Genomic DNA, 19,464 nt, shown 5'->3' on the forward strand with positions numbered 1-19,464 from the left:
AAATGGATAATTCTTATGATGTAGCAATTATTGGAGCTGGGATTTCTGGAAGTGCATTGTTTTATGCACTCACGCATTATACAGATTTAAAGAGAGTGGTTTTGGTAGAAAAATACGAAGAACCTGCCACTCTTAGCTCTAGTGGCAACAATAACTCTCAAACAATTCACGCAGGGGACATTGAAACCAATTATACCCTTGAGAAGGCAAAGAAAGTTTCAAGGTCAGCAAAAATGCTAGTTTCTTATGCTTTGTTTCATCAGTTGCAAAATAAAAGTATTTTTGAGTATCAAAAAATGGCGATTGGTGTAGGGGATAAAGAAGTGGAATTTATAAAAAAACGTCATGAAGAATTCAAAGAAATTTATCCGGAATTGGAATTTTTCACCAAAGAAGATATTAAGGAGATTGAACCCAATATCATCAAACTAGGAGATGGGAGCGATCGTGCAGAAAATGTTGTTGCTTCTGGAATGCGCAAAAGTTTTTGCGCAATGGATTTTTGCTCTGTGGCGCACCATATGGTGGAGCAAAGTGTGTTTGATGAGCATAAAGCGGTATTTAATTATCAAGTTATGGATATCATCAAGCAAGGAGATGGAAAATACACCATTCGTGCGAAAGGTAAAGAACCAATTACTGCTTCTTTTGTGCTGGTTAATGCAGGAGCGCATTCATTGTTTCTAGCGCAAAATATGGGATTTGGTTTGGATCTTGGTTGTTTGCCTGTGGCAGGTAGTTTTTTCTTTATACCGGGTGATAAACTAAGAGGGAAGGTGTATGCAGTGCAGAATCCTAAGTTGCCTTTTGCCGCAATTCACGGAGATCCTGATGTAGTCGCAAAGGGCAAGAATCGTTTGGGACCAACTGCTCTTTCTCTCCCAAAACTAGAACGTTTTAAAAGTGGCACTTATTTGGATTTCTTTAAAACTTCTGGTTTTGGGGAGTTGGCTACAATCCAAATTATGTGGGATTTATTTTCAGATAGCGAAATTCGCAATTATATTTTAAGAAACTTCTTGTATGAGGTGCCGGGTATTGGTAAAAAATTCTTTATCAAAGAAGCGCAAAAAATCATTCCTTCTCTTAGAGTGGAAGATTTAACTTATGCTAGTGGTTTTGGTGGAATCCGCCCACAAGTGCTTGACAAGAAAGCAAAAAAACTTGTTTTAGGGGAGAGAAAGATTAAAAGTGGAGAAGGCATTACCTTTAATATGACACCAAGCCCTGGTGCTACGAGTTGTATGCGTAATGCTCTAATAGATATGCTTGAGATTACAGAATATTTAAATGCTGAAATTAGAATGGATAGGATTAAAGCCGAACTAAACGAAGAGAGTTTGGAGTGGCTTGTTGATTGATATTTTAAACTATACTTTTGTGCAGAACGCACTTTGGGGTGCATTTTGCACGAGTATTATTTGTGGAATCATTGGAACGCTTGTTGTAACGAATCGTATGGTGTTTGTGGCAGGTGGAATTGCTCATAGCGTGTATGGTGGAGTTGGAATCGCAGCATTCTTTGGTGTGCCAATTTTGGCTGGAGCAATGGGATTTAGCGTATTTTGCGCAATCCTTTTAGCTTATATGCTCTTGTTTGCAAAGGAGCGTTTGGATTCTCTTATTGGCTCATTGTGGGCATTTGGTATGGCTTTGGGTGTGATTTTGGTGGAACTAACACCGGGTTATAATAAAGATTTTATGGGGTATTTGTTTGGAAGTATTTTGAGCATTACAACCAATGATCTTTATTTTATGGTATTTTTTGGTGTTTTTCTCATTGTTTTTGTAGGATTTTATTATCGCATTATTTTAGGAATCTCTTACGATAGTGAATTCACACAACTTCAAGGCATTAATACAAAAGTCTTTAGTGTGTTTTTGATGATTTTAATTGCTTTGGGGGTTGTGATTTCTATGCGCTCGGTTGGCATTATTCTTATTGTTGCGCTTTTGAGTATTCCCGCTTATTGTAGTGAAATTTTTACATCTTCTCTTGCTAAAATGATGTTGGGAGCAAGTTTTATTTCGTTTGCTTGTATGCTATGTGGAATCCTTGTGGCTTACCTTTATGACTTACAAGCAGGAGCGAGTATTGTAATGATTCTAGCTATTTTTTCATTTATTTTAATGACTTTTCATTATTTTTTTAAACGGAAATTTCAAAGGATTTAAGGGGTTTTTATGCAAGAAAATGAGATACAAAGTGAGCTTAAACGCAACCAAACTATTGCAAACAAAGCAGTGAAGATTTCTCTTATTGCTTGTGTGATTATGATTATTTTTGCATCGCTTAGTTTGTGGATATTATTGAATCAAATTACTGCAACTGCTAATTTAGTCAAAATGCAAAAAGAATATGAAATTCGTCTTGAAAGTTTAGAAAAAAGCCTTAAATAAACATTCATCAATTTTTCTTATTACCTTGTGATAAAATTTTTGCTAAGATTTTAAAAATTTTAAAAGAGTTGCAGTGAATAAGAATCTTTTATTTTATATTCTATTAGTTATAGCAATGATATTTTGGGGTGCATCTTGGTCTGCTAGCAAAGTAATGGTGAGTTATATTGGAGCAGATGTCATAACCTTTTGGCGTTTTTTCTTTGCATTTCTTGCTTCTGTTCCCCTTGTGATTTTACTAAAGATTCCATTGCGTATGGATACACATTCATTTAAACTCTTGATATTAGCCGCTTTATGTAACTGCTTATATTCTTTGATGTATTTTATTGGTTTAAATTATGGAAGTGCGGGTAAAGGAGGTGTGCTTGTAACAACATTGATTCCTATCTTTGCCTATCTTTTGAGTTTTATCGTTGCAAAATTGCAAAAAGATTCTAGTAAAATGATGAAGAATAATGAGATTTTGGGATTGTTTTTGGGTGTGATTGCTGGGACTTGTCTCTTGAATTTGGGAAGTTGGCAAGAGCTTTTTGGCAAATTTAATACTCTTTTTGTGTTTTGTGCTTTGGATTGGGCGGTTTTAACGCTTATTTGTCGTAATATTGGAATCCACCCCGTGGCAATTAATCTTTATATTACCTTTTTTAGCTTATTGCTTTTTTCCCCCATTTTTATCTTTCAACCTGCAATGCTTGAAATATTTTCCTTTGATGCAAGATTCTGGTGGATGATGTTTATTGTTGCGGTATTATCTACAGCGGTTGGGACGAGTATTTATTATATGGGTGTTGCGCGTGTGGGCGCAGCACAGGCGAGTTCCTTCAATTTACTTATTCCTGTTACTGCTCTTTTGAGCAGTTTTGTAATTCTAGGGGAGATTCCAAGCGTTTTAACGCTAATTGGCGGGAGTATAGCAGTATTTGCTGCTTACTTAATCAATCTCTATCAGCCAAAACACTTTGGATTCAAATCCAAAAATTAACCTATAAAATTCTCTTTACTTGCAACAATCCTCAATTTCTTTTAAAATCCTGTGGAGTTTATCTATCAACCTTGCAGCAATAATGAGTTGTTCGCTAGATTGGATTGCAATGTCTTCGCTTAAGTTAAGTGTATTTTCTATATTCTTGCGTCTTTCTTGGGCGATTTTTGCATAAACAAGTTTGTGCCGAATCTCCTCGCTAATATTTGTCATTTCTTCGTTGATAAGATCGCTCAAATGGATTGCTTGTTGAGAGGTTTCTTTGGTTGTTTCTATGCGTTGTAAAAAGCGGGAAAGATTTTGTGAAGCCTGTGAAAGCTCACTTTCCCCCTCTAATTGGATTGCTTCTGCAAGATTATTGTCAAGTTTTCCACTTGCTAGAAGTCGTGTTTTATGCAAGAAGTGTGCTAAGTGTGCCTTGATATTTAAAAGGTTATAAACAGAATAAAGTGCGAGCAATATCATAATAAAAGCCACAACATATTGGAATTTTTCTAAATAGGTGCGTAGTCGGATTGAAATGTCAGAATAAAGACTCACCGTCCAATCAATTTCGTTTAAGATTGCGGTATTTTGTGAAGTAATTTGCTTCAAATCCTCTACTATACGCTCTTGTAGTTTGAGGACATTATCAATATGATTAGAATAAATTTGCCAAAATTCATAAGCTTCTTTTATGGAGTTTGCAAGTTTGGGAATGCGCTTATGGGTTGGGTTTTGATAAAAGTCTGTGATAATGCTATCGTAAAGATAATAACTTTCTTTAAAAGCCTGATAGGATTCATCGTCCCAAATATGAAAATAGCGCATCATAAAATACGCTATCCGTTGCGTGAGCATTCTTTGTCGCCCAGAATCATCAATGAGTTTTGCAGACATTTTAGATTCCACCATTGACTTGACGATATTATCCGAGAGAAGTAGCATTTTTGTGTTATTTTCATCTAAAAATTTTCTATCTTTATGGAGGTGATTGGAAGTTCGCTTGAAATCTTCTACCAATGCCTTAAAGGTTACCCATTGCGTATTGATTGCCTCTAGCTTTGAGGCAATAGTTGTGTTAGTGGGGGGATTAATGTTTTTTTGCTCATTCCCAAAACGCAATGTGTGCAGATTGGCTTCAAATTCCTCTAAGGCTGCATTTAATGCGGTATAATCTTGGTTATTTTGAGAATTGATAATAAAAATTTCTTTGGTAATTTTTTGTGTAAGCATTCGTTCTTTGCCGGCAATATTGATAATGTAGCCATCTTGGATTCCAAGTTGATTGATAAAAATCACAGATAGAATCATCGTAGAAATACAGAGTGTTGTGAGAATCCCAAGTATGATGAGACGTGTTACAATTTTTGTCATTGTTAATCCTGTTTGAAGATATTGTAAAGTTTTTGCGGATTGATGATTTCAATTTTCCCTTGTTTGTTGGTAATTAAAATATTATCGCGATGAAGTTTTTTAAGGGTTCTGGAGAGTGTTTCGGGCTGAATATTCAAAAAGATGGCATTATCTTGTTTTTTGTGTGCATTGAATTTGTCTAAATCAAAATAAAGGGCATAAGCAATCTTTGCAGTGCTGTCAAAAATCAGATTTTTTTGGATTACTTCTTCAAAAAGTGCAATTTTCTTTTGGGCTTCTTTGAAGAATAAAGTTAAAAGACGTGGATTGGATTCTAGCAATTTAGTAAATTTCTCTCCATCAAAACAAGCAACAATGGAATCTTGCATACATTCAATATTAGCAAAAGAAATGAGTTTGCCCTCTAAATTAAAATCTAGTAATAATCCATTTTCTAAAAGTCCCAAGAAGACTTCATTTTCAAAACGATTGACTTTGTAGAGTTTTAATAAGCCTTGACAGAGAAAATACAAACAATGCACTTCTGTTTGTTCATAAAGCAAAATCTCTTTGGGTGCAAAAGTTTTGAATGTTGTAATGCGGTTTAAATCCTCTAAATCTCCTTTGGAAAGTGTATTAAAGGGCGCAAAAGATTCTAAAGTTTCAAAGTTTCGCAAAGAGAACCCCATCAATTCCATATTTTGCGATTTTTTCAATTTCCTCTTCGTCTTGTATGCAAAATAAAATTTTTGCATCAAAGAGATAGGTTTCCGCGAGTTTTTGTAAAGATTGAGCAAGGTTTAGATTTGTGCAAAGTAGGAATCGCACATTTAAATTTACTAGCAGTAGAGATTCTTTAACGCTTGTAACGATTTTTGAGTAAGTTATTGCATTATTACTGCAATAGTGTGCAAGAGTTAAGGTTTTCTCTAAAGAATCGCAAGTTAAAACCAAAAAATCTGTTGGCAATGTCTGGGCAATTTGGTTTTGAGAATGCACACAAACAATATTTAAGGATTCAATACAGGGGTGATTTAAAATAAGCATTCTTGTCCTTTACTTTAGTTTGGCGCATTCTTTGGAGCAATAGTATTTTCCGTCTTTAACAATCACTTCCTCACTAGAGACATAAGTGCCACATTCTGCGCATTCAAACATAATGGAATCTTGTGTTGATTGGAAGTCATTTTTTGTTGGTTTCTTGGGATTTTTACGAAAAAAAAGCAAATATATGCCAACCAAGAATAAAATCAATAAAAAAAACTTTAACATTTTAAATTCTCCCCTAAAATGACAAGATAATGCAATAAGCCCTTTTGAAAATGTGTATATTTTAAACCTTTTGGAATCTCATTTTCAAAGTTTGAACCTTTATAGAGTAAGATGGTTGTTTCTTGTGCAATGTGCTTACCGCACTTTTCTAAAAAAAATTTTATGTTAAAGGTTGCCCTTGAGGTAATCAGGTTTGGCTTGGTTTCTAACTCTAACGATTCTATTTTTTTGCGCTGAATTGTAAAGTTTTTTAGGTTTAAATTTGCTTTAACATTTTGCAAAAAAGCTGCTTTTTTGGCATTAGGCTCACAGAGAATTGTAGGAATCCCAAGCACAATTCCAAGAGGCACACTTGGGAAGCCATTGCCACTCCCAACATCTAATAGGCTAGTTTTTGTGTGCAGATTCAACTCCTTTAAACTCAAAGGATAGAGGGAGTCTTGGATATTTTTTTGAATGCTTTGCGAATCTTTTGCTCCACTTAGGCTATGAATCGCATTCCAACGCAAGAGTAAGTTTGCATAGGATTCTAATTGTGCAATTTGAGAGGGTTGGAGGGTTTGTAAAATTTGCTTCATCATAGAATCAACATTCCATCGCCATAAGAATAAAAGCGATAGTTTTTTGCGATTGCTTCTTGATAGAGTTGCTTTGTCTTGTCTAGCCCTATAAAGGAAGCCACAAGCATTAAAAGAGTAGTTTTTGGCAGATGAAAATTAGTTAAAAGTGCATTGGTTTTGAGAGGTTTGTTTTGGGGATGTAAAAACAAATCACATTCTCCACTTAGTTTCCCATTTCTAGCAAATTCTTCAATCACGCGTGTAGCGGTTGTTCCAATGGCGGTAATATGGGAGGCAAGTTTAATTTTATCCGCAGAATCTTGCGAGATAAAAAAAAGTTCTTTGTGCATTTTGTGTTCTAAAATATTTTCTACGCTTACACCTATAAAAGTTCCAGCACCAATATGCAATGTTACCTCTGTGCTTTGAAAGTTTTGTTTTAGATTCTTGTAAGATTCCTCGCTAAAGTGCAAGGAAGCAGTTGGTGCAGCAATCGCGCCTAAATGTTTTGCAAAAACGCTTTGATAGTCTTTTTTATCCTCTTGTGTTGCTAGTCTTTTCATATAAGGAGGCAAAGGAATATTTCCAAAATTTTCTAAAAATTCAAAAAATTCTTCACGATTCAAAGGGGATTCTAAAGCATTGTTTGAAATCCTAAAAAATTCTGCTTCTTTAAAGCCTACACCCAATGTATTTTCTTGAATCTCTTTTAGGATTCTAGCAAAAACTCCTCCTTCAAAGGCGATTAAATGTCCAATTTTTAAACGTCCCCTAAATTGCATTAGATAGACATTGGGTGCAATTTCTTTATGAAAAAGTGCTTCAATTTTTGCACCTTTTGTGTTAGGGTTTTTAGAATCTTGCACGGCTTTTGTGCCATAGAGTCTTGCGGGTAAAACTTTGGTATTATTAAAAACAAGCAAGGTTTCTCGTGGTAGAAAGTTTGCAAAATCTTTGAAAGTTGTATGCGTGATTTTATCGCTTCTGCGTTCATAAACTAGAAGTTTTGCCGCTTCTTTTGGGATAATAGGGCAGGTTGCAATGCGCTCTTTGGGTAAAGTGTAATCATAGCTTTCAAGTTGTAATTCACGCATTGGTTTATTCTATCTCTTCTTCAGGCTTGTAAGGATTGACAATTTTAGCAATAACAATGGATAATCCATAAAGCAAAACAAGAGGAATCGCCATTAAAAATTGTGAAAGCACATCAGGTGGCGTGAGGATTGCCGCAAGAATAAAAATAAATACAATGGCGTATTTAAAGTATTCTTTCAAAGTTCTATCTGTAACCAATCCAATTTTTGCCAAGAAAAATGTAACTACAGGCAACTCAAAGGAGATTCCAAACCCTACCATAAGCTTAGCAAAGAAACTCACATAATCTCCAATGCTCGGAAGTGCGGTGAAGAGTTGAGAACCAAAGTTAATAAGATAATCAAAACCGATAGGGAAAGCGATATAGTAGGCAAAAGCGCAACCGCATAAAAAGAAAAAAGTGCCAAAGATTACAAAAGGCAACACAAATTTTTTTTCATTATCATACAATCCCGGAGCGACAAAAATCCAAATTTGCCAAAAAATAATTGGCAAAGCAAAAATAAATCCACTAAAAAACGCTACTTTAATCGCAGTAAAAAAAGCCTCTCCTACTTGTGTGAAAATGACACTTTCGCGACCTTTAGGAAGTGCGTAGCTAAGAGGAGCAACCATCCAATCCAAAATAAGTTCCCAAAAATAAAAAGAAGCAATAAAAGTAACAAGGAGTGCAAGAGTAATCCGAATCAGGCATTTGCGCAAATCTTGAATATGAGGCTTTAAGTCTTCAAACATTTTCATTCCTTGTTGTTTGGGATTCTACATTTTCTCCCTTTGGTGTTTGAGTTAAGTTTGCTCCAAACTCCAAAGTTGTTTTATTAAGCTTATTGGGTATAACTTCTTTTGTCGGCAAGGAATCTAAATTTTGCAATGCAGAATCCTTAGGAATCTCTTGAGTATTTTTTGGGATTGAAGTTTTTGGATTGTCTTTATGGGTGGAATCTGTGGGGGATAAATCTTTTTCTTCCAAATCTAAATTAATATCTTTTAATTCCAAATCTTTGCTTAGTGTTTGAATATCTTGTGTGATGCTATTCTTATAAGCTAGAGCTTCTTCTTTTATTTTACTTATATTTACTTCGCGCTCAATACTATCTTTGGCTTCGTCCATTGTTTTTTTAACCGCTTTAAAGAATTTTGCTGCATCCACTAATGCCTTGGGCAGTTTTTCTGGTCCTAAAAAAATAATTGCAACCACAGCAACCATTAAAATTTCAAAAAATCCCATTCCAAACATTGTTAAACCTTGTCTTTTTATTCGTTTTTGCTTGAAATTTGCGATTCTATCTAATTTTGGAATAAAGTGTGCTTAGAGAAAGTTAGATTCTATTTTAAGAAGAGGTAGACAATGAAACAGACGACATTTAAAAAAATGTTAATTTTTAGCTATTTTGCTTGTGTGGCGGTTTTCTTTAGCGGGTGTATTTCGCCAAAGACGGACGCATTCTTGCTGGGTGCTGGAATCGGAGCAGGAGTAACGGCGTATTTTATGAAGGGTGGTAGTATTGCAGGGTATAGCGCACGTTCTTTTCAAAATATGGGAGAAAATAGCAATTCGCAAACCTTGTCAGATTCCTCTATTCCGGCGGATTTAGAGTGGTATTATTTGGAACAAGAAATTTTTTCTGATATACAATTATCTAAACAAAATGAGAATGTTAGTTTGTTTTAATAAGAGTTGATAAAGTTAAAGAATTAAGTTGGGATTGACTTTTATTAAAAATATGGGCTTGGATTGGAAAGGGTTAATAGCACTTATGAAGTTGGCGACCCTTGGAAGATTTGAACTTCCGTGTATGCCGTGAAAGGGCATTATCCTTGGCCACTAGATGAAAGGGTCGCGGGAATTTTAGCATAATTTCTTGAACTTATGCTAAGTTTATATTAAAATTCTGCATTCTAAAAAGAATCCAAAAGGCATAAAATGTCATCTCTACCTTACAATTTCAGCCATCAAAATACGACTTTGGTTCATATTTGTTGCAGTGTAGATAGCCATCATTTTTTAACGCAACTTAAGAAACTTTATCCTAACAAGTGTTTTTGTGGATATTTTTATAATCCAAACATTCACCCTTATGAAGAATATGCTTTGCGTTTAAGTGATGTTCAACGCAGTTGTGATATTCTTGGGATTCCACTCATTGTTGGGGAATATGAGGATAAAAAATGGTTAGAAAATGCTAAGGGATTAGAAAAGGCTCCAGAAAAAGGTGAGCGGTGTAGTTTTTGTTTTGATTTTCGTTTAATCAAAACAGCAGAAATTGCCACAAAAACGCATTGTGTGGAATTTACAACTACCTTACTTGCAAGTCCAATGAAATCTCAACCCGAGCTTTTTGCACAAGGAGAAAGGATTGCTAGAGATTGGAATCTTGATTTTTTACCTCTTGATGTCCGAAGTAAGGGTGGCACACAAGCACAAAATGAGTTAGCAAAGAAAGCGAAACTTTATCGTCAAAATTATTGTGGTTGCCTTTTTGCGCTCAAAGATCAACGCAATAAATCCAATAAAAACCCCCTAGAGCTTATATCCTCTTTAAGTGCGCCAAGAGAAACCAGAAATCTCCCTGCTTTGCGATTCCATAACTTTCAAACGCGTAAAAAACTAGAGGAATCCAATCAATCCTATCAAATCATTAAGCGCAAAGTCCTGCGCTATCAACTCACCAAAGGCTTACTGACAAATAACAATCAAGCCATTCCAAGTTTTATTTGCAGTTATTCTTTTCTCTCTAAGCCCACCAAAGCAAAGATAGAGTTTTGGCATAAAGGAATTGGATATGCAAATAAGGAGGGGATTTTGTTGCTTTTGTTTGAGGAATTTAAGGAATTTTTACAAGTTGCAGATTTTGATACACTCTTGCGTGTTGGAACAAGTGAAGAGGCACAACTTCTTTTGCGCCACAAACTCTATTCAAAAGGTTTTTCTACTTCTCCAATTCTTATTGTAGAAAAACCTATTTTGCAGGATTTTATGCTTGATATTTCCTACATAACGCAAGAAGAAGTGTTGGAGGATTTTATTTCTTTGTAAAAAATTATCAAAAATGCTAAAATTTTGGCTTCAATTTGGCTAGAAAGGATTAAAATGTTTGAACGTATTGAGGGAATTTTGCGTGAAATTGAAGAGGCACAGGCGGAGATTCAGTTGCTTTTAGGATTAGCAAAGATTTCTTTTGTGGATTATATTATGATTAAACGTGGCTCACAAGATATGCCCGATGAGCTTGGTGAATGGAATCTACAACAAATTGACAATGAGGTTTCTCGGTTAAAAGAAGCGATTGATACGCTCAATAAAATTAAGCGGGAAGTTCTTACTTGGTAAAGTATAATGTTTAAGGATTGTTATGTCGTCTAATATTCAAGAACAATTTACGCAAACAAAGCATTATTTTGCACTTGCTAAAAAAGATTTTTTCACTCCTTATTTGTTAAGCCTTACATTTTTGCCTTTATTTTTTGCCTTTATTTTTTGGAGTGTGATTCTTTATATTTTTGGTGGTGATTGGTATGCAATGCTTTATCAATATCTGCGTTTGGATTTAAATCTCTCTATCGCTTGGCTTACTTGGATTCAGAGTGGTTTGGATTATATTATTAAGATGACACTTTTTGTCTTTTTAGCCTTTTGTTTTTTAATCTTTTCACTCTTGCTTACGCTTATGATTTGTTCTTTTTTAGCTCCTTTTGTTGTTAATTTTGTGCGTAACAAGCATTATCCTAGCCATTCACTTGATGGCAATACTAGTATGATAGTCTCCTTATTCTCTTTGTTTGGAATCTATTTATTGTATTTTTTGTTTCTAATCCTTTTATTGCCTCTTTATTTTGTGCCATTTATTGGCTCTTTTGTGATTTTATTACCAAATTATTGGTTGTTTTCAAAAACATTAGTCGCAGATGTTGGTGAGGGAATTTTTGAAAAAAAACAACTCAAACAGATAAAAAGAGAACAAAAAAGTAAAATTCGTGGCATTACTCTACCTTTGTATGGTTTAAGTTTGATTCCGATTCTAGGATTTTTTGCTCCTGTTTTTGCGCTCACTACTTTGGCGCATTTATTTTTTAATCTTAAAAACAATTAAACTTTAAGGAATGCAAATGGAAATGCAATTACAGATTGAACGCGCAGTGTTAAACTCCATTTTGTTTGACCCCGAGCAACTAGATTTTATTGCAGAATCTTTAGCCGCAGAGGATTTTGCTTATGCACCCCACCAAAATATTTTTGCTGCAATGATAGAGCTTCGCCACACTGACCGCCCGATTGATGAAGAGTTTATTCTTAAGCTTTCTACTAAAGCACACCCCATTGCACAAGAGGAAATTTTAAACATCCTTGCAACCAATCCCATTAGCGATTTGAAATCTTATATGAACGAAATTTTAGAGGCTTCCATTAAGCGCAAATTGCATTCTTTTGCAATGAAAATTAACCAAAGCACAAAGGACGAAGGAACAAGCACAAAAGAAATTATAGATTATTTGCAAAGTGAGCTTTATAAAATTACCAATACCCACGAAGTGAAAGAATTTAGGGATTCTGAAAAAATTATTGAATCCACTTTAGAATATATTGCAGAGATGAAAAGGCGCGGAAATAATCTATTGATTGGCATAGATACAGGATTTGCAGGTTTAAATAAAATGACAACAGGATTTAACAAGGGGGACTTAATCATTGTCGCTGCGCGTCCTGCAATGGGGAAAACAACCCTTGTGTTGAATATGGCACAAAAAGCATTGGATATAGGAAAGGGGGTAGCGTTTTTTAGTCTTGAAATGCCAGCAGAACAATTAATGCTAAGAATGCTCTCTGCAAAAACCTCCATTGCTTTGCAGAATTTGCGTTTGGGAAATTTGCAAGATGAGGAGTGGAGTAGGCTAACAAGTGCGGCAGAAGTGATGAGTAAAGCTCCTTTGTTTATTGATGATAATGGTTTGCTTACGATTCATCAGCTAAGAACTAAACTTAGAAAGGTTAAATCCAAACACCCAGAAATTGGACTTGCTGTGATTGATTATTTGCAACTTATGAGTAGCGCAAACAACAAAGATAGACACCAAGAAGTGAGCGAAATTAGCCGTGGGCTTAAAATGATTGCAAGGGAGTTAGAGATTCCAATCATCGCGCTTTCACAACTTAATCGCAGTTTAGAATCCAGAAGCGACCGCCGCCCAATGCTTTCAGATTTAAGAGAATCGGGATCTATTGAGCAAGATGCGGATATTATTTTGTTTGTTTATCGTGATGCGGTGTATAAGCAAAAGGACGAGAAAGAAAAGGAAGAAGCGGCAAAAAAGGAAAATAAAGAGTATAAAAGCACTTATATTCCACGCAATGAAGAAGAAGCAGAAATCATTATTGGCAAACAGCGCAATGGACCAACAGGCACAATAAAACTCACTTTTCACAAGCATTGTACGCGTTTTGTGGATTTAACAGATTCCAATCCAAGCCTTGAAATTATTTATGAACAAACTGCCCAAAATACACAAACGCAGTTTATACCACCGGAAAATAATACAAAGACAAACTCGGATTCCATTGATATGCCACCCATTTAAAATGGGCATAGAATCTAAACCGCAAAGTATTTTGCTTCGCGGTGTGGCACAATCAGTGCAGAAGTGGTGGCTTCGGGTGTCATTTGATAAGTTTGACTTAAGAGAATCCCAAAGGATTCCGGATTTAATAGCTTAAACAGCCCCACACTAAGTGATAAATCAGGACACGCAGGGTAGCCAAAGGAATATCTCTGTCCGCATTTGGAATCCAAATGCAATTCCTGCCTCACTCTTGCGTGGATAAAATCTGCTAAGCTTTCCGCTAAATCTACCCCTAAAGCGTGGGCTAAATAGTATTTATGGTATTCCCCCTTTTTGTAAAGGCTTTCTTCAAAAGGCGCAAGATTGTGTCCGCTTGAAACCAAATGCAAGGCGCAAATATCGCCTTTGGGGTTGAAATAATCCCCCAAGCACAAATAAGGCTTTTTGCCACTACGTGGGAACAAAAAGGATTCCGCATTTTTAAAATCCTCTGTTGCGCTTAACTCTAAAATTAGCCCGTCCTCCAAGCGTTGAGGCTGTCTAGTGCGTGTGTGAAAATACCCATATAGCACGACAGGTTTAAAAATCTCTTTTTGGATAAATTCCTGCTTCAAACGCTCCAAAGTCGGCTCTAGCTCGTTCTTTTTTAACGCTTGATATTCCTCTTTTTTGAGTTTGCTATAACCCCAGCGGTGTTTGAAAAGCAAGTCTTTATCCAAATAATCAAACACGGAATCTAGCATTGTGGAATCTAATTGCAAGGATTTTACGCCAAAAAATGGGGGATTATAGGAATCATAAGTAAATTCCAATTCGCATTTTGTGGGCTTTGGTGTGGAATCCTTCTCTAAGGATTTTGTAAGCTTTTTTGCAAGTCTCGCTTCTTTTCTAGCAAGTTTAGATTCCGCACTCTCCGCATTTTCTGCAACTTTAGCCCTATCGCTTGGCAGGGTTAAATCACTAAAATCTCCGCTTTGAATGATTTGCATTGCTGCGACACTATCAAAGGCGTCTTTGCAGTAAAAAATGATTCCGTCATAATTTGGCTTACAATATTCCTCCACAAAATTGCGATTGAGTGCCGCACCACCTAGCATAATAGGAATTGTGATTCCGCGCCTCTTTAGCTCCTCTAAATTTTCCTTCATCACCAATGTAGATTTCACGAGCAATCCACTCATTCCGATACAATCTACTTTTTGGGATTCTATCACCTCTAAAAACTTCTCTAGCTCCGCCTTGATTCCGATATTAATCACATTAAAGCCATTATTGGTTAGGATAATATCCACAAGATTCTTGCCCACATCATGCACATCGCCCTTCACCGTGCCAATGACAATCGTTGTCTTATGGGAGCTTTGTTTCTTGAGTAAAAATTCATTCAGATAATCCACGCTCTTTTTCATCACCTCCGCACTTTGCAGCACAAAGGGCAGTTGCATTTCACCATTGCCAAACCTCTCTCCTACGATTTTCATCGCGTCAATAAGAATTGTATTAATGATAATCTCGGGATTAATGGAATCCTTAGCGGTGGGTAAAAGCTTTTGCATAGCCACCCAATCGCCATTGATGAGGTATTTTGCGATTCTTTGCTCTGTGCTTAGATTCTCCTCTTCTTTGGAGCTTTGAAATTGCATTCCCGCTTTAGATTCAAAATGTTTGATGAATGCATAGAGAGGCTCACTCGTGTGTGAATGGTTGAAAATCAAATCCTCACAAACCTTAATATCTTGCGATTCCATTTGCGCATAAGGAATCAAATGTGCAACATTGACGATTGCCGAAGTCAGCCCTTTTTGAATTGCGTGGTGCAAAAAGACGGAATTTAAGCAGATTCTACCTTCTTTGCTTAATCCAAAGGAGATATTGGACAGCCCAAGTGTGCTTCCAGCCTTTGGGTAGAGGCGGCTTAGCTCTGCTATGGTGTTTAAAGTCTCCATTCCTGCGGTGAAATATTCCGCATCACCGCTACCAATCGTAAAGGTAAGCGGGTCAAAGATAATATCCTCCTCACGCAATTTATGCACATTTTTTGCGCGTTCCATCATTCTTTTTGCGCATTCAATTTTGCGTGAAAATGTCTTACACATTCCCTTTTCATCAATCGTCAAACAGACAAGGGCTGCACCGAATTTTTTTGCAAGGTTTGCGATTTTATCAAATTTTTCTATGCCATCTTCAAGGTTTGCAGAGTTGATAATCGGACGCCCACCGATTAACTTTAATGCAATTTCTAGCGCATTAACTTGCGTGGAATCAGGCATTAGAGGAAGTGGAATCTTGGTAGCATAGCGCGAAATTAACTCTTGCATATCGTGGCTTTCATCGCGTCCGGCAAAGGCAACACTCACATCTAAGCAATGCGCTCCGCTAAGTACTTGCGCATTTCCCACGCTTAATGCTCCCTCGTAATCCTCCGCAAGGAGCAATTCACGGAATGCCTTAGAACCTGTGGCATTGGAACGTTCCCCAATCAGCAAAGGAGCGGGTTCTTGCTTTAATTCCAACGCACTAAAGAGTGAAGCAATGCTAGGCTTGTAATTTCCTTTTGGCGGGAGCGGAATCGCATTTTTGGTTTTTTGTGCTAGTAATTGAATATGCTTTGGCGTTGTCCCACAACAACCTCCAAGCAAGGCAACACCTTGAATCTCCAAGAAACTTTTTTGAATTTCGCTAAACTCCTCTGCTTCCATAGGGTAATAAGTTATGCCGCCGCGATTTTGTGGAAGTCCTGCATTGGTATGGATAGAAATAGGAAACTTACACACTTCGCTTAAAGCGCATAAATGCTGACGCGCTAAATCGGGTCCAAGCCCACAATTCATTCCCAAAGACAACAGCGAGAAAGGTTCTAAAATGTGAAAAAGTGTCGTAATGTCTGTGCCAATGAGCATTGAACCATTGGTTTCAATGGTTACCGAAACCATTACAGGAATCTTGGGCGCAACCGCTTCACAAGCGTGCAAGGCGGCTTTAATTTGTAAGGGGTCTTGTGCGGTTTCTAGTAAAATCACATCAGCACCCGCTTCCTTAAACCCCTCTACGCAAGTGCAATAGCCCTCAAACATTGTGTCATAATCAATATGTCCTAGACTAGGTAATTTCGTTCCGGGTCCTAACGATGCCGCAACAAAAAGCGCGTCTTGCTGATTTTCTAGCGCATTGTGCGATTCCAAGCTTTGTCTTGCAAGTTGCACCCCGATTTTTGCAATCTCTTTGCAACGCGATTCCAACCCATATTCCGCTAAAACCCAAGGCATTACGCCAAAAGTATTTGTTTTTAGGATATTCGCTCCTGCTTGTAAATAGCTTGTATGAATGCTTGAAATCACATCGGGAGCAAAAAGATTCAATGCCTCCGAGCAGCCCTCTAACTTCTCTCCCTTTGCGTTTTCTCCCCAAGATTCTATGGAGTGTTTTTGAATCTCTGTTCCCATCGCGCCATCAAGGATTAACACGCGCTGTTTTAATAATTCTTGAATGCCCATTTAACGCCTTTTTGTCGCACGGCTTAGCCATATCCAAAGTCCGCCTAGCAAAATAACCACAAACACAGGAGCGATCGCAGGATAATCCCCGATTAGCTCCAAAGCTTTGATTAAAATTCCGCCTGAAAAATATCCAGCTATTCCAATGCTTATGCCCCAAATTACTGCACCAATGGCATTATAAAGATTGAATTTCAGCAAAGAATAGGGAGTGAGTGCGATTGCAAGAGGCACAAGGGTTTTGAATCCATAAATGTATTTTTTAACCACCAAAATCACTGAACCATACTTGCGCATAAGTAAATGCACCAAAGCGAGTTTGCGCCTATGAGACGCTAGGTAGGGTTGCATCATTGCTTTTTGATAACGCGCGAGATAAAAAAGCAACCAATCGCCTAAAAAGTTTGCCACACACGCAACGGCAATGCTTAAGGTTAAATCCATTTTACCCGCAAAGCTTAAAATACTTGCACCCACAAGGGCGATAAATCCACCGCCAAGAGAGTATAAAAATAAAATGGCATAGCCATATTTTGCAATTAAATCTATTGTTTCTTGCATTATTTTCCTTAAAAATTCCATTTTCAAATTTAAAAACAGAACTTTAGCAAAAATTTTATTTTTAGTATAGATTCTTTGCAAATTTTTAAATCCTTTTTGCCTACCTTGTGGGGTTAATTTTGTGTCATTAGTGGGAGCGATTAAGGTGTAAATAAAATTAAGAGACGCAATCTGCTTATCTTTTGTTGTCGTGTTTTGCTACTGCGTCATTGCGAAGCCCTTTAGGGCTTTGGAAATCCATAATGTGGAATCTTACTTAAAGGCTAACTGCCTTGTCATTGCGAGACTTCGTAGAAGTCGTGGCAATCCATAATCTAGCATACCCTGTATTTTCCTAATCTTGTCATTGCGAGGAATAAGTAGAGCGAATGATGAAGCAATCTATAATCTTGCACTTTTTAGAGATTTCATTGTTTGATTTACTTTTTGCCTGATTAATAGATTGCCACGATTCCGCTAACGCAGAATCTCGCAATGACAAAGTGGCAGACGCTTTGACTTCCCATCATTGCAAACAAAGTGAAGCAATCCATAATCTAAATTGTAACGACAAAAAGTGGCAGAGTTTTCTAATAAGCAATTCATCTCTCCAAGTCTTTATGTAAGATATTCAATCACGATTAAACAAAAACTTTGTAGAATTGCGCAGAAATTTCATTCTTAAAAGGTAATTGACTATGAAAAAACCGGTTGCTGATAAAAAAGCCATTAAGCAATTTTTTGATTTTTGCAAAGAAAATGAAGTGGAGTTTATTGATTTTCGCGTTACAGATATTAAGGGTGTTTGGCATCATTTTTCCTTTAGTGCAAGCTCTATTGATGCAAGTAGTTTTGAGGAGGGGATTCCTTTTGATGGAAGCTCTTTTCCTGCGTGGCAACCCGTAAATAAGTCGGATATGATTCTAATCCCTGACCCCGTGCGTTATTTTATAGATCCTTTTACTGCAGATACAACTGCGGTTGTCTTTTGTGATGTGTGGGATATTTACAAAGATGAACCCTACGAAAAATGTCCGCGTAGCATCGTTAAACGCGCAATGAAGCATTTAAGTGATAGCGGAATCGGAGAAGTGGCATATTTTGGACCAGAGAACGAGTTTTTTATCTTTGACTCTATTAAAATGAAAGATTCTGTGAATTGTCAATATTATGAAATTGACACAGAGGAGGGAGAATGGAATCGTACCAAAGAATATGAGGGAGTGAATCTTGGACATCGCCCCGGCACAAAAGGAGGTTATTTCCCTGTTGCTCCTGTGGATTCTATGGTGGATTTACGCGCAGAAATTGTTAAAGTGTTAAATCAAATAGGTTTAGAAACTTTTATTGTGCATCACGAAGTGGCACAAGGACAAGGAGAAGTTGGGGTCAAGTTTGGTGATATGCTTGAGGCAGCGGATAATGTGCAAAAGTTAAAATATGTTGTTAAAATGGTTGCTCATTTGAATGGTAAGACGGCAACCTTTATGCCAAAGCCGCTTTATGGGGATAATGGAAGTGGAATGCACACACATATTAGCATTTGGAAAGAGGGCAAAAATCTTTTTGCGGGGAATGCCTATGAAGGTTTAAGTGAAATGGCGATGTATTTTTTGGGCGGAGTTTTAAAACACGCAAGAAGTATTGCAGCCTTTACCAATGCTTCTACAAATTCCTATAAACGTTTGATTCCGGGTTTTGAAGCACCAAGCATTCTAACATATTCCGCACAGAATCGCAGTGCAAGCATTAGGATTCCTTATAATAGTGGAGAGAAGGCAAAAAGAATGGAGTTTAGGTTTCCCGATGGCTCTAGCAATCCTTATTTAGCTTTTTCAGCACTTTTAATGGGTGGATTAGATGGAATCGTAAATAAAATTAAACCCGGTGAGCCAATGGAAATGGATTTATTTGAATTAACATTAGATGAGATTCGTGAAAAAGGCATTAAGCAACTTCCGCATACTCTAAGAAGCGCGATTGAGGAAATGCTTTTAGATAAGGAGTTTTTTAAAGTAGGAGAAGTCTTTAGTGAGGAATTTATCCAAACTTATAAAAAATATAAATTTGAAACAGAGATTTGGCCTTGGGAGGGAAGACCACACCCCTTTGAATTTATCACAACTTATAGTTGTTAAAATTTCTACATTATGGGCTACAAATGTTAAAATCTATAAAGATGACTTTTGTAGTTTCATAGAATATTAGAATTTAAAACAAAAATTTG

Annotated in this window: 21 protein-coding genes and 1 tRNA gene; 10 read left to right on the top strand and 12 right to left on the bottom strand. The window is 36.7% G+C overall.

What is annotated here, in order from left to right; all coding sequences use genetic code 11:
- Positions 1–2 precede the first annotated feature (2 nt).
- From BS85_RS0102090 to BS85_RS0102105, 4 genes are all read left to right on the top strand, one after another.
- On the top strand, positions 3–1,361 hold the full coding sequence (locus tag BS85_RS0102090) for an FAD-dependent oxidoreductase (RefSeq protein ID WP_026943351.1): 1,359 nt from the start codon (positions 3–5) through the stop codon (positions 1,359–1,361).
- Positions 1,351–2,175: a metal ABC transporter permease gene (locus BS85_RS0102095; RefSeq protein WP_245596264.1), complete on the top strand. Its 825-nt coding sequence runs from the start codon at positions 1,351–1,353 to the stop codon at positions 2,173–2,175. The genes BS85_RS0102090 and BS85_RS0102095 overlap by 11 nt, the downstream gene beginning before the upstream one ends.
- 9 nt (positions 2,176–2,184) lie before the next feature.
- On the top strand, positions 2,185–2,400 hold the full coding sequence (locus tag BS85_RS0102100; RefSeq protein WP_026943353.1) for a DUF5408 family protein: 216 nt from the start codon (positions 2,185–2,187) through the stop codon (positions 2,398–2,400).
- A gap of 73 nt (positions 2,401–2,473) precedes the next feature.
- Positions 2,474–3,385, top strand: a complete 912-nt coding sequence (locus BS85_RS0102105) for a DMT family transporter (protein ID WP_026943354.1) — start codon at positions 2,474–2,476, stop codon at positions 3,383–3,385.
- A 15-nt stretch (positions 3,386–3,400) separates the two neighbouring features.
- Here the strand turns inward: BS85_RS0102105 and BS85_RS0102110 are convergent, their stop codons facing one another.
- Genes BS85_RS0102110 through tatB form a run of 8 tightly spaced genes read right to left on the bottom strand, consistent with a single transcriptional unit; the run spans position 3,401 to position 8,884 of the window.
- Positions 3,401–4,741, bottom strand: coding sequence for a type IV pili methyl-accepting chemotaxis transducer N-terminal domain-containing protein (locus BS85_RS0102110; protein WP_026943355.1), 1,341 nt, complete (start codon positions 4,739–4,741; stop codon positions 3,401–3,403).
- 2 nt (positions 4,742–4,743) lie between these two features.
- On the bottom strand, positions 4,744–5,397 hold the full coding sequence (locus BS85_RS0102115; protein ID WP_245596265.1) for a Crp/Fnr family transcriptional regulator: 654 nt from the start codon (positions 5,395–5,397) through the stop codon (positions 4,744–4,746).
- The gene (locus BS85_RS0102120; protein ID WP_026943357.1) at positions 5,384–5,767 is read right to left on the bottom strand and encodes a hypothetical protein; all 384 of its coding nucleotides are present in this window, start codon (positions 5,765–5,767) and stop codon (positions 5,384–5,386) included. The genes BS85_RS0102115 and BS85_RS0102120 overlap by 14 nt, the downstream gene beginning before the upstream one ends.
- A 9-nt stretch (positions 5,768–5,776) precedes the next feature.
- Positions 5,777–5,992: a PP0621 family protein gene (locus tag BS85_RS0102125; RefSeq protein WP_026943358.1), complete on the bottom strand. Its 216-nt coding sequence runs from the start codon at positions 5,990–5,992 to the stop codon at positions 5,777–5,779.
- Positions 5,986–6,573: a 16S rRNA (guanine(527)-N(7))-methyltransferase RsmG gene (rsmG, locus tag BS85_RS0102130; RefSeq protein WP_245596266.1), complete on the bottom strand. Its 588-nt coding sequence runs from the start codon at positions 6,571–6,573 to the stop codon at positions 5,986–5,988. Before rsmG ends, BS85_RS0102125 begins: the two co-directional genes overlap by 7 nt.
- Positions 6,570–7,646, bottom strand: a complete 1,077-nt coding sequence (gene queA / locus BS85_RS0102135; protein WP_026943360.1) for a tRNA preQ1(34) S-adenosylmethionine ribosyltransferase-isomerase QueA — start codon at positions 7,644–7,646, stop codon at positions 6,570–6,572. Before queA ends, rsmG begins: the two co-directional genes overlap by 4 nt.
- A 4-nt stretch (positions 7,647–7,650) precedes the next feature.
- Positions 7,651–8,382 carry a twin-arginine translocase subunit TatC gene (gene tatC, locus BS85_RS0102140; protein WP_026943361.1) on the bottom strand — a complete coding sequence of 244 codons (732 nt, stop codon included), beginning with the start codon at positions 8,380–8,382 and terminating at the stop codon, positions 7,651–7,653.
- Entirely contained in the window at positions 8,375–8,884 is a 510-nt protein-coding gene (gene tatB / locus BS85_RS10050; protein WP_051604635.1) for a Sec-independent protein translocase protein TatB, read from the bottom strand. Before tatB ends, tatC begins: the two co-directional genes overlap by 8 nt.
- Positions 8,885–8,995: 111 nt before the next feature.
- Between tatB and BS85_RS0102150 the strand changes: the two genes are divergently transcribed.
- Positions 8,996–9,319 carry a hypothetical protein gene (locus tag BS85_RS0102150; protein ID WP_026943362.1) on the top strand — a complete coding sequence of 108 codons (324 nt, stop codon included), beginning with the start codon at positions 8,996–8,998 and terminating at the stop codon, positions 9,317–9,319.
- 92 nt (positions 9,320–9,411) lie between these two features.
- Here the strand turns inward: BS85_RS0102150 and BS85_RS0102155 are convergent.
- Positions 9,412–9,487: transfer RNA gene (locus tag BS85_RS0102155), tRNA-Glu, on the bottom strand.
- 84 nt (positions 9,488–9,571) lie between these two features.
- Here BS85_RS0102155 and BS85_RS0102160 point away from each other — a divergent pair.
- Genes BS85_RS0102160 through BS85_RS0102175 form a run of 4 tightly spaced genes read left to right on the top strand, consistent with a single transcriptional unit; the run spans position 9,572 to position 13,221 of the window.
- Positions 9,572–10,684: an epoxyqueuosine reductase QueH gene (locus BS85_RS0102160; protein WP_026943363.1), complete on the top strand. Its 1,113-nt coding sequence runs from the start codon at positions 9,572–9,574 to the stop codon at positions 10,682–10,684.
- A gap of 54 nt (positions 10,685–10,738) precedes the next feature.
- Positions 10,739–10,978, top strand: coding sequence for a DUF2443 domain-containing protein (locus BS85_RS0102165; protein ID WP_026943364.1), 240 nt, complete (start codon positions 10,739–10,741; stop codon positions 10,976–10,978).
- 22 nt (positions 10,979–11,000) lie between these two features.
- Positions 11,001–11,738 carry an EI24 domain-containing protein gene (locus tag BS85_RS0102170; RefSeq protein ID WP_026943365.1) on the top strand — a complete coding sequence of 246 codons (738 nt, stop codon included), beginning with the start codon at positions 11,001–11,003 and terminating at the stop codon, positions 11,736–11,738.
- 22 nt (positions 11,739–11,760) lie between these two features.
- The gene (locus tag BS85_RS0102175; RefSeq protein ID WP_034550998.1) at positions 11,761–13,221 is read left to right on the top strand and encodes a replicative DNA helicase; all 1,461 of its coding nucleotides are present in this window, start codon (positions 11,761–11,763) and stop codon (positions 13,219–13,221) included.
- Positions 13,222–13,235: 14 nt separating this feature from the next.
- Here the strand turns inward: BS85_RS0102175 and BS85_RS0102180 are convergent, their stop codons facing one another.
- The 3 genes from BS85_RS0102180 to BS85_RS12015 form a co-directional block, all read right to left on the bottom strand.
- On the bottom strand, positions 13,236–16,697 hold the full coding sequence (locus BS85_RS0102180; RefSeq protein WP_026943367.1) for a methionine synthase: 3,462 nt from the start codon (positions 16,695–16,697) through the stop codon (positions 13,236–13,238).
- On the bottom strand, positions 16,698–17,258 hold the full coding sequence (locus BS85_RS0102185) for a DedA family protein (protein ID WP_026943368.1): 561 nt from the start codon (positions 17,256–17,258) through the stop codon (positions 16,698–16,700).
- A gap of 456 nt (positions 17,259–17,714) precedes the next feature.
- Positions 17,715–17,843 (bottom strand): hypothetical protein, encoded by a 129-nt coding sequence (locus BS85_RS12015; RefSeq protein WP_276951938.1) that lies wholly within the window; start codon positions 17,841–17,843, stop codon positions 17,715–17,717.
- Between the two features lie 92 nt (positions 17,844–17,935).
- Here BS85_RS12015 and glnA point away from each other — a divergent pair, with 92 nt between their 5' ends.
- The gene (gene glnA / locus BS85_RS0102190; protein ID WP_034550962.1) at positions 17,936–19,375 is read left to right on the top strand and encodes a type I glutamate--ammonia ligase; all 1,440 of its coding nucleotides are present in this window, start codon (positions 17,936–17,938) and stop codon (positions 19,373–19,375) included.
- Positions 19,376–19,464: the final 89 nt, after the last annotated feature.

It is taken from the genome of Helicobacter rodentium ATCC 700285 (genome assembly GCF_000687535.1).
In the GTDB taxonomy this organism is placed as follows: domain Bacteria; phylum Campylobacterota; class Campylobacteria; order Campylobacterales; family Helicobacteraceae; genus Helicobacter_D; species Helicobacter_D rodentium.

Bases quoted from the DNA above. Each gene is read 5' to 3' on its own strand.
- BS85_RS0102090 (WP_026943351.1), top strand. From the start codon at position 3: ATGGATAATTCTTATGATGTAGCAATTATTGGAGCTGGGATTTCTGGA.
- BS85_RS0102100 (WP_026943353.1), top strand. From the start codon at position 2,185: ATGCAAGAAAATGAGATACAAAGTGAGCTTAAACGCAACCAAACTATT.
- BS85_RS0102110 (WP_026943355.1), bottom strand. From the start codon at position 4,741: ATGACAAAAATTGTAACACGTCTCATCATACTTGGGATTCTCACAACA.
- BS85_RS0102120 (WP_026943357.1), bottom strand. From the start codon at position 5,767: ATGCTTATTTTAAATCACCCCTGTATTGAATCCTTAAATATTGTTTGT.
- BS85_RS0102125 (WP_026943358.1), bottom strand. From the start codon at position 5,992: ATGTTAAAGTTTTTTTTATTGATTTTATTCTTGGTTGGCATATATTTG.
- rsmG (WP_245596266.1), bottom strand. From the start codon at position 6,573: ATGATGAAGCAAATTTTACAAACCCTCCAACCCTCTCAAATTGCACAA.
- queA (WP_026943360.1), bottom strand. From the start codon at position 7,646: ATGCGTGAATTACAACTTGAAAGCTATGATTACACTTTACCCAAAGAG.
- tatC (WP_026943361.1), bottom strand. From the start codon at position 8,382: ATGTTTGAAGACTTAAAGCCTCATATTCAAGATTTGCGCAAATGCCTG.
- tatB (WP_051604635.1), bottom strand. From the start codon at position 8,884: ATGTTTGGAATGGGATTTTTTGAAATTTTAATGGTTGCTGTGGTTGCA.
- BS85_RS0102150 (WP_026943362.1), top strand. From the start codon at position 8,996: ATGAAACAGACGACATTTAAAAAAATGTTAATTTTTAGCTATTTTGCT.
- BS85_RS0102160 (WP_026943363.1), top strand. From the start codon at position 9,572: ATGTCATCTCTACCTTACAATTTCAGCCATCAAAATACGACTTTGGTT.
- BS85_RS0102165 (WP_026943364.1), top strand. From the start codon at position 10,739: ATGTTTGAACGTATTGAGGGAATTTTGCGTGAAATTGAAGAGGCACAG.
- BS85_RS0102170 (WP_026943365.1), top strand. From the start codon at position 11,001: ATGTCGTCTAATATTCAAGAACAATTTACGCAAACAAAGCATTATTTT.
- BS85_RS0102175 (WP_034550998.1), top strand. From the start codon at position 11,761: ATGCAATTACAGATTGAACGCGCAGTGTTAAACTCCATTTTGTTTGAC.
- BS85_RS0102180 (WP_026943367.1), bottom strand. From the start codon at position 16,697: ATGGGCATTCAAGAATTATTAAAACAGCGCGTGTTAATCCTTGATGGC.
- BS85_RS0102185 (WP_026943368.1), bottom strand. From the start codon at position 17,258: ATGCAAGAAACAATAGATTTAATTGCAAAATATGGCTATGCCATTTTA.
- BS85_RS12015 (WP_276951938.1), bottom strand. From the start codon at position 17,843: ATGAATTGCTTATTAGAAAACTCTGCCACTTTTTGTCGTTACAATTTA.
- glnA (WP_034550962.1), top strand. From the start codon at position 17,936: ATGAAAAAACCGGTTGCTGATAAAAAAGCCATTAAGCAATTTTTTGAT.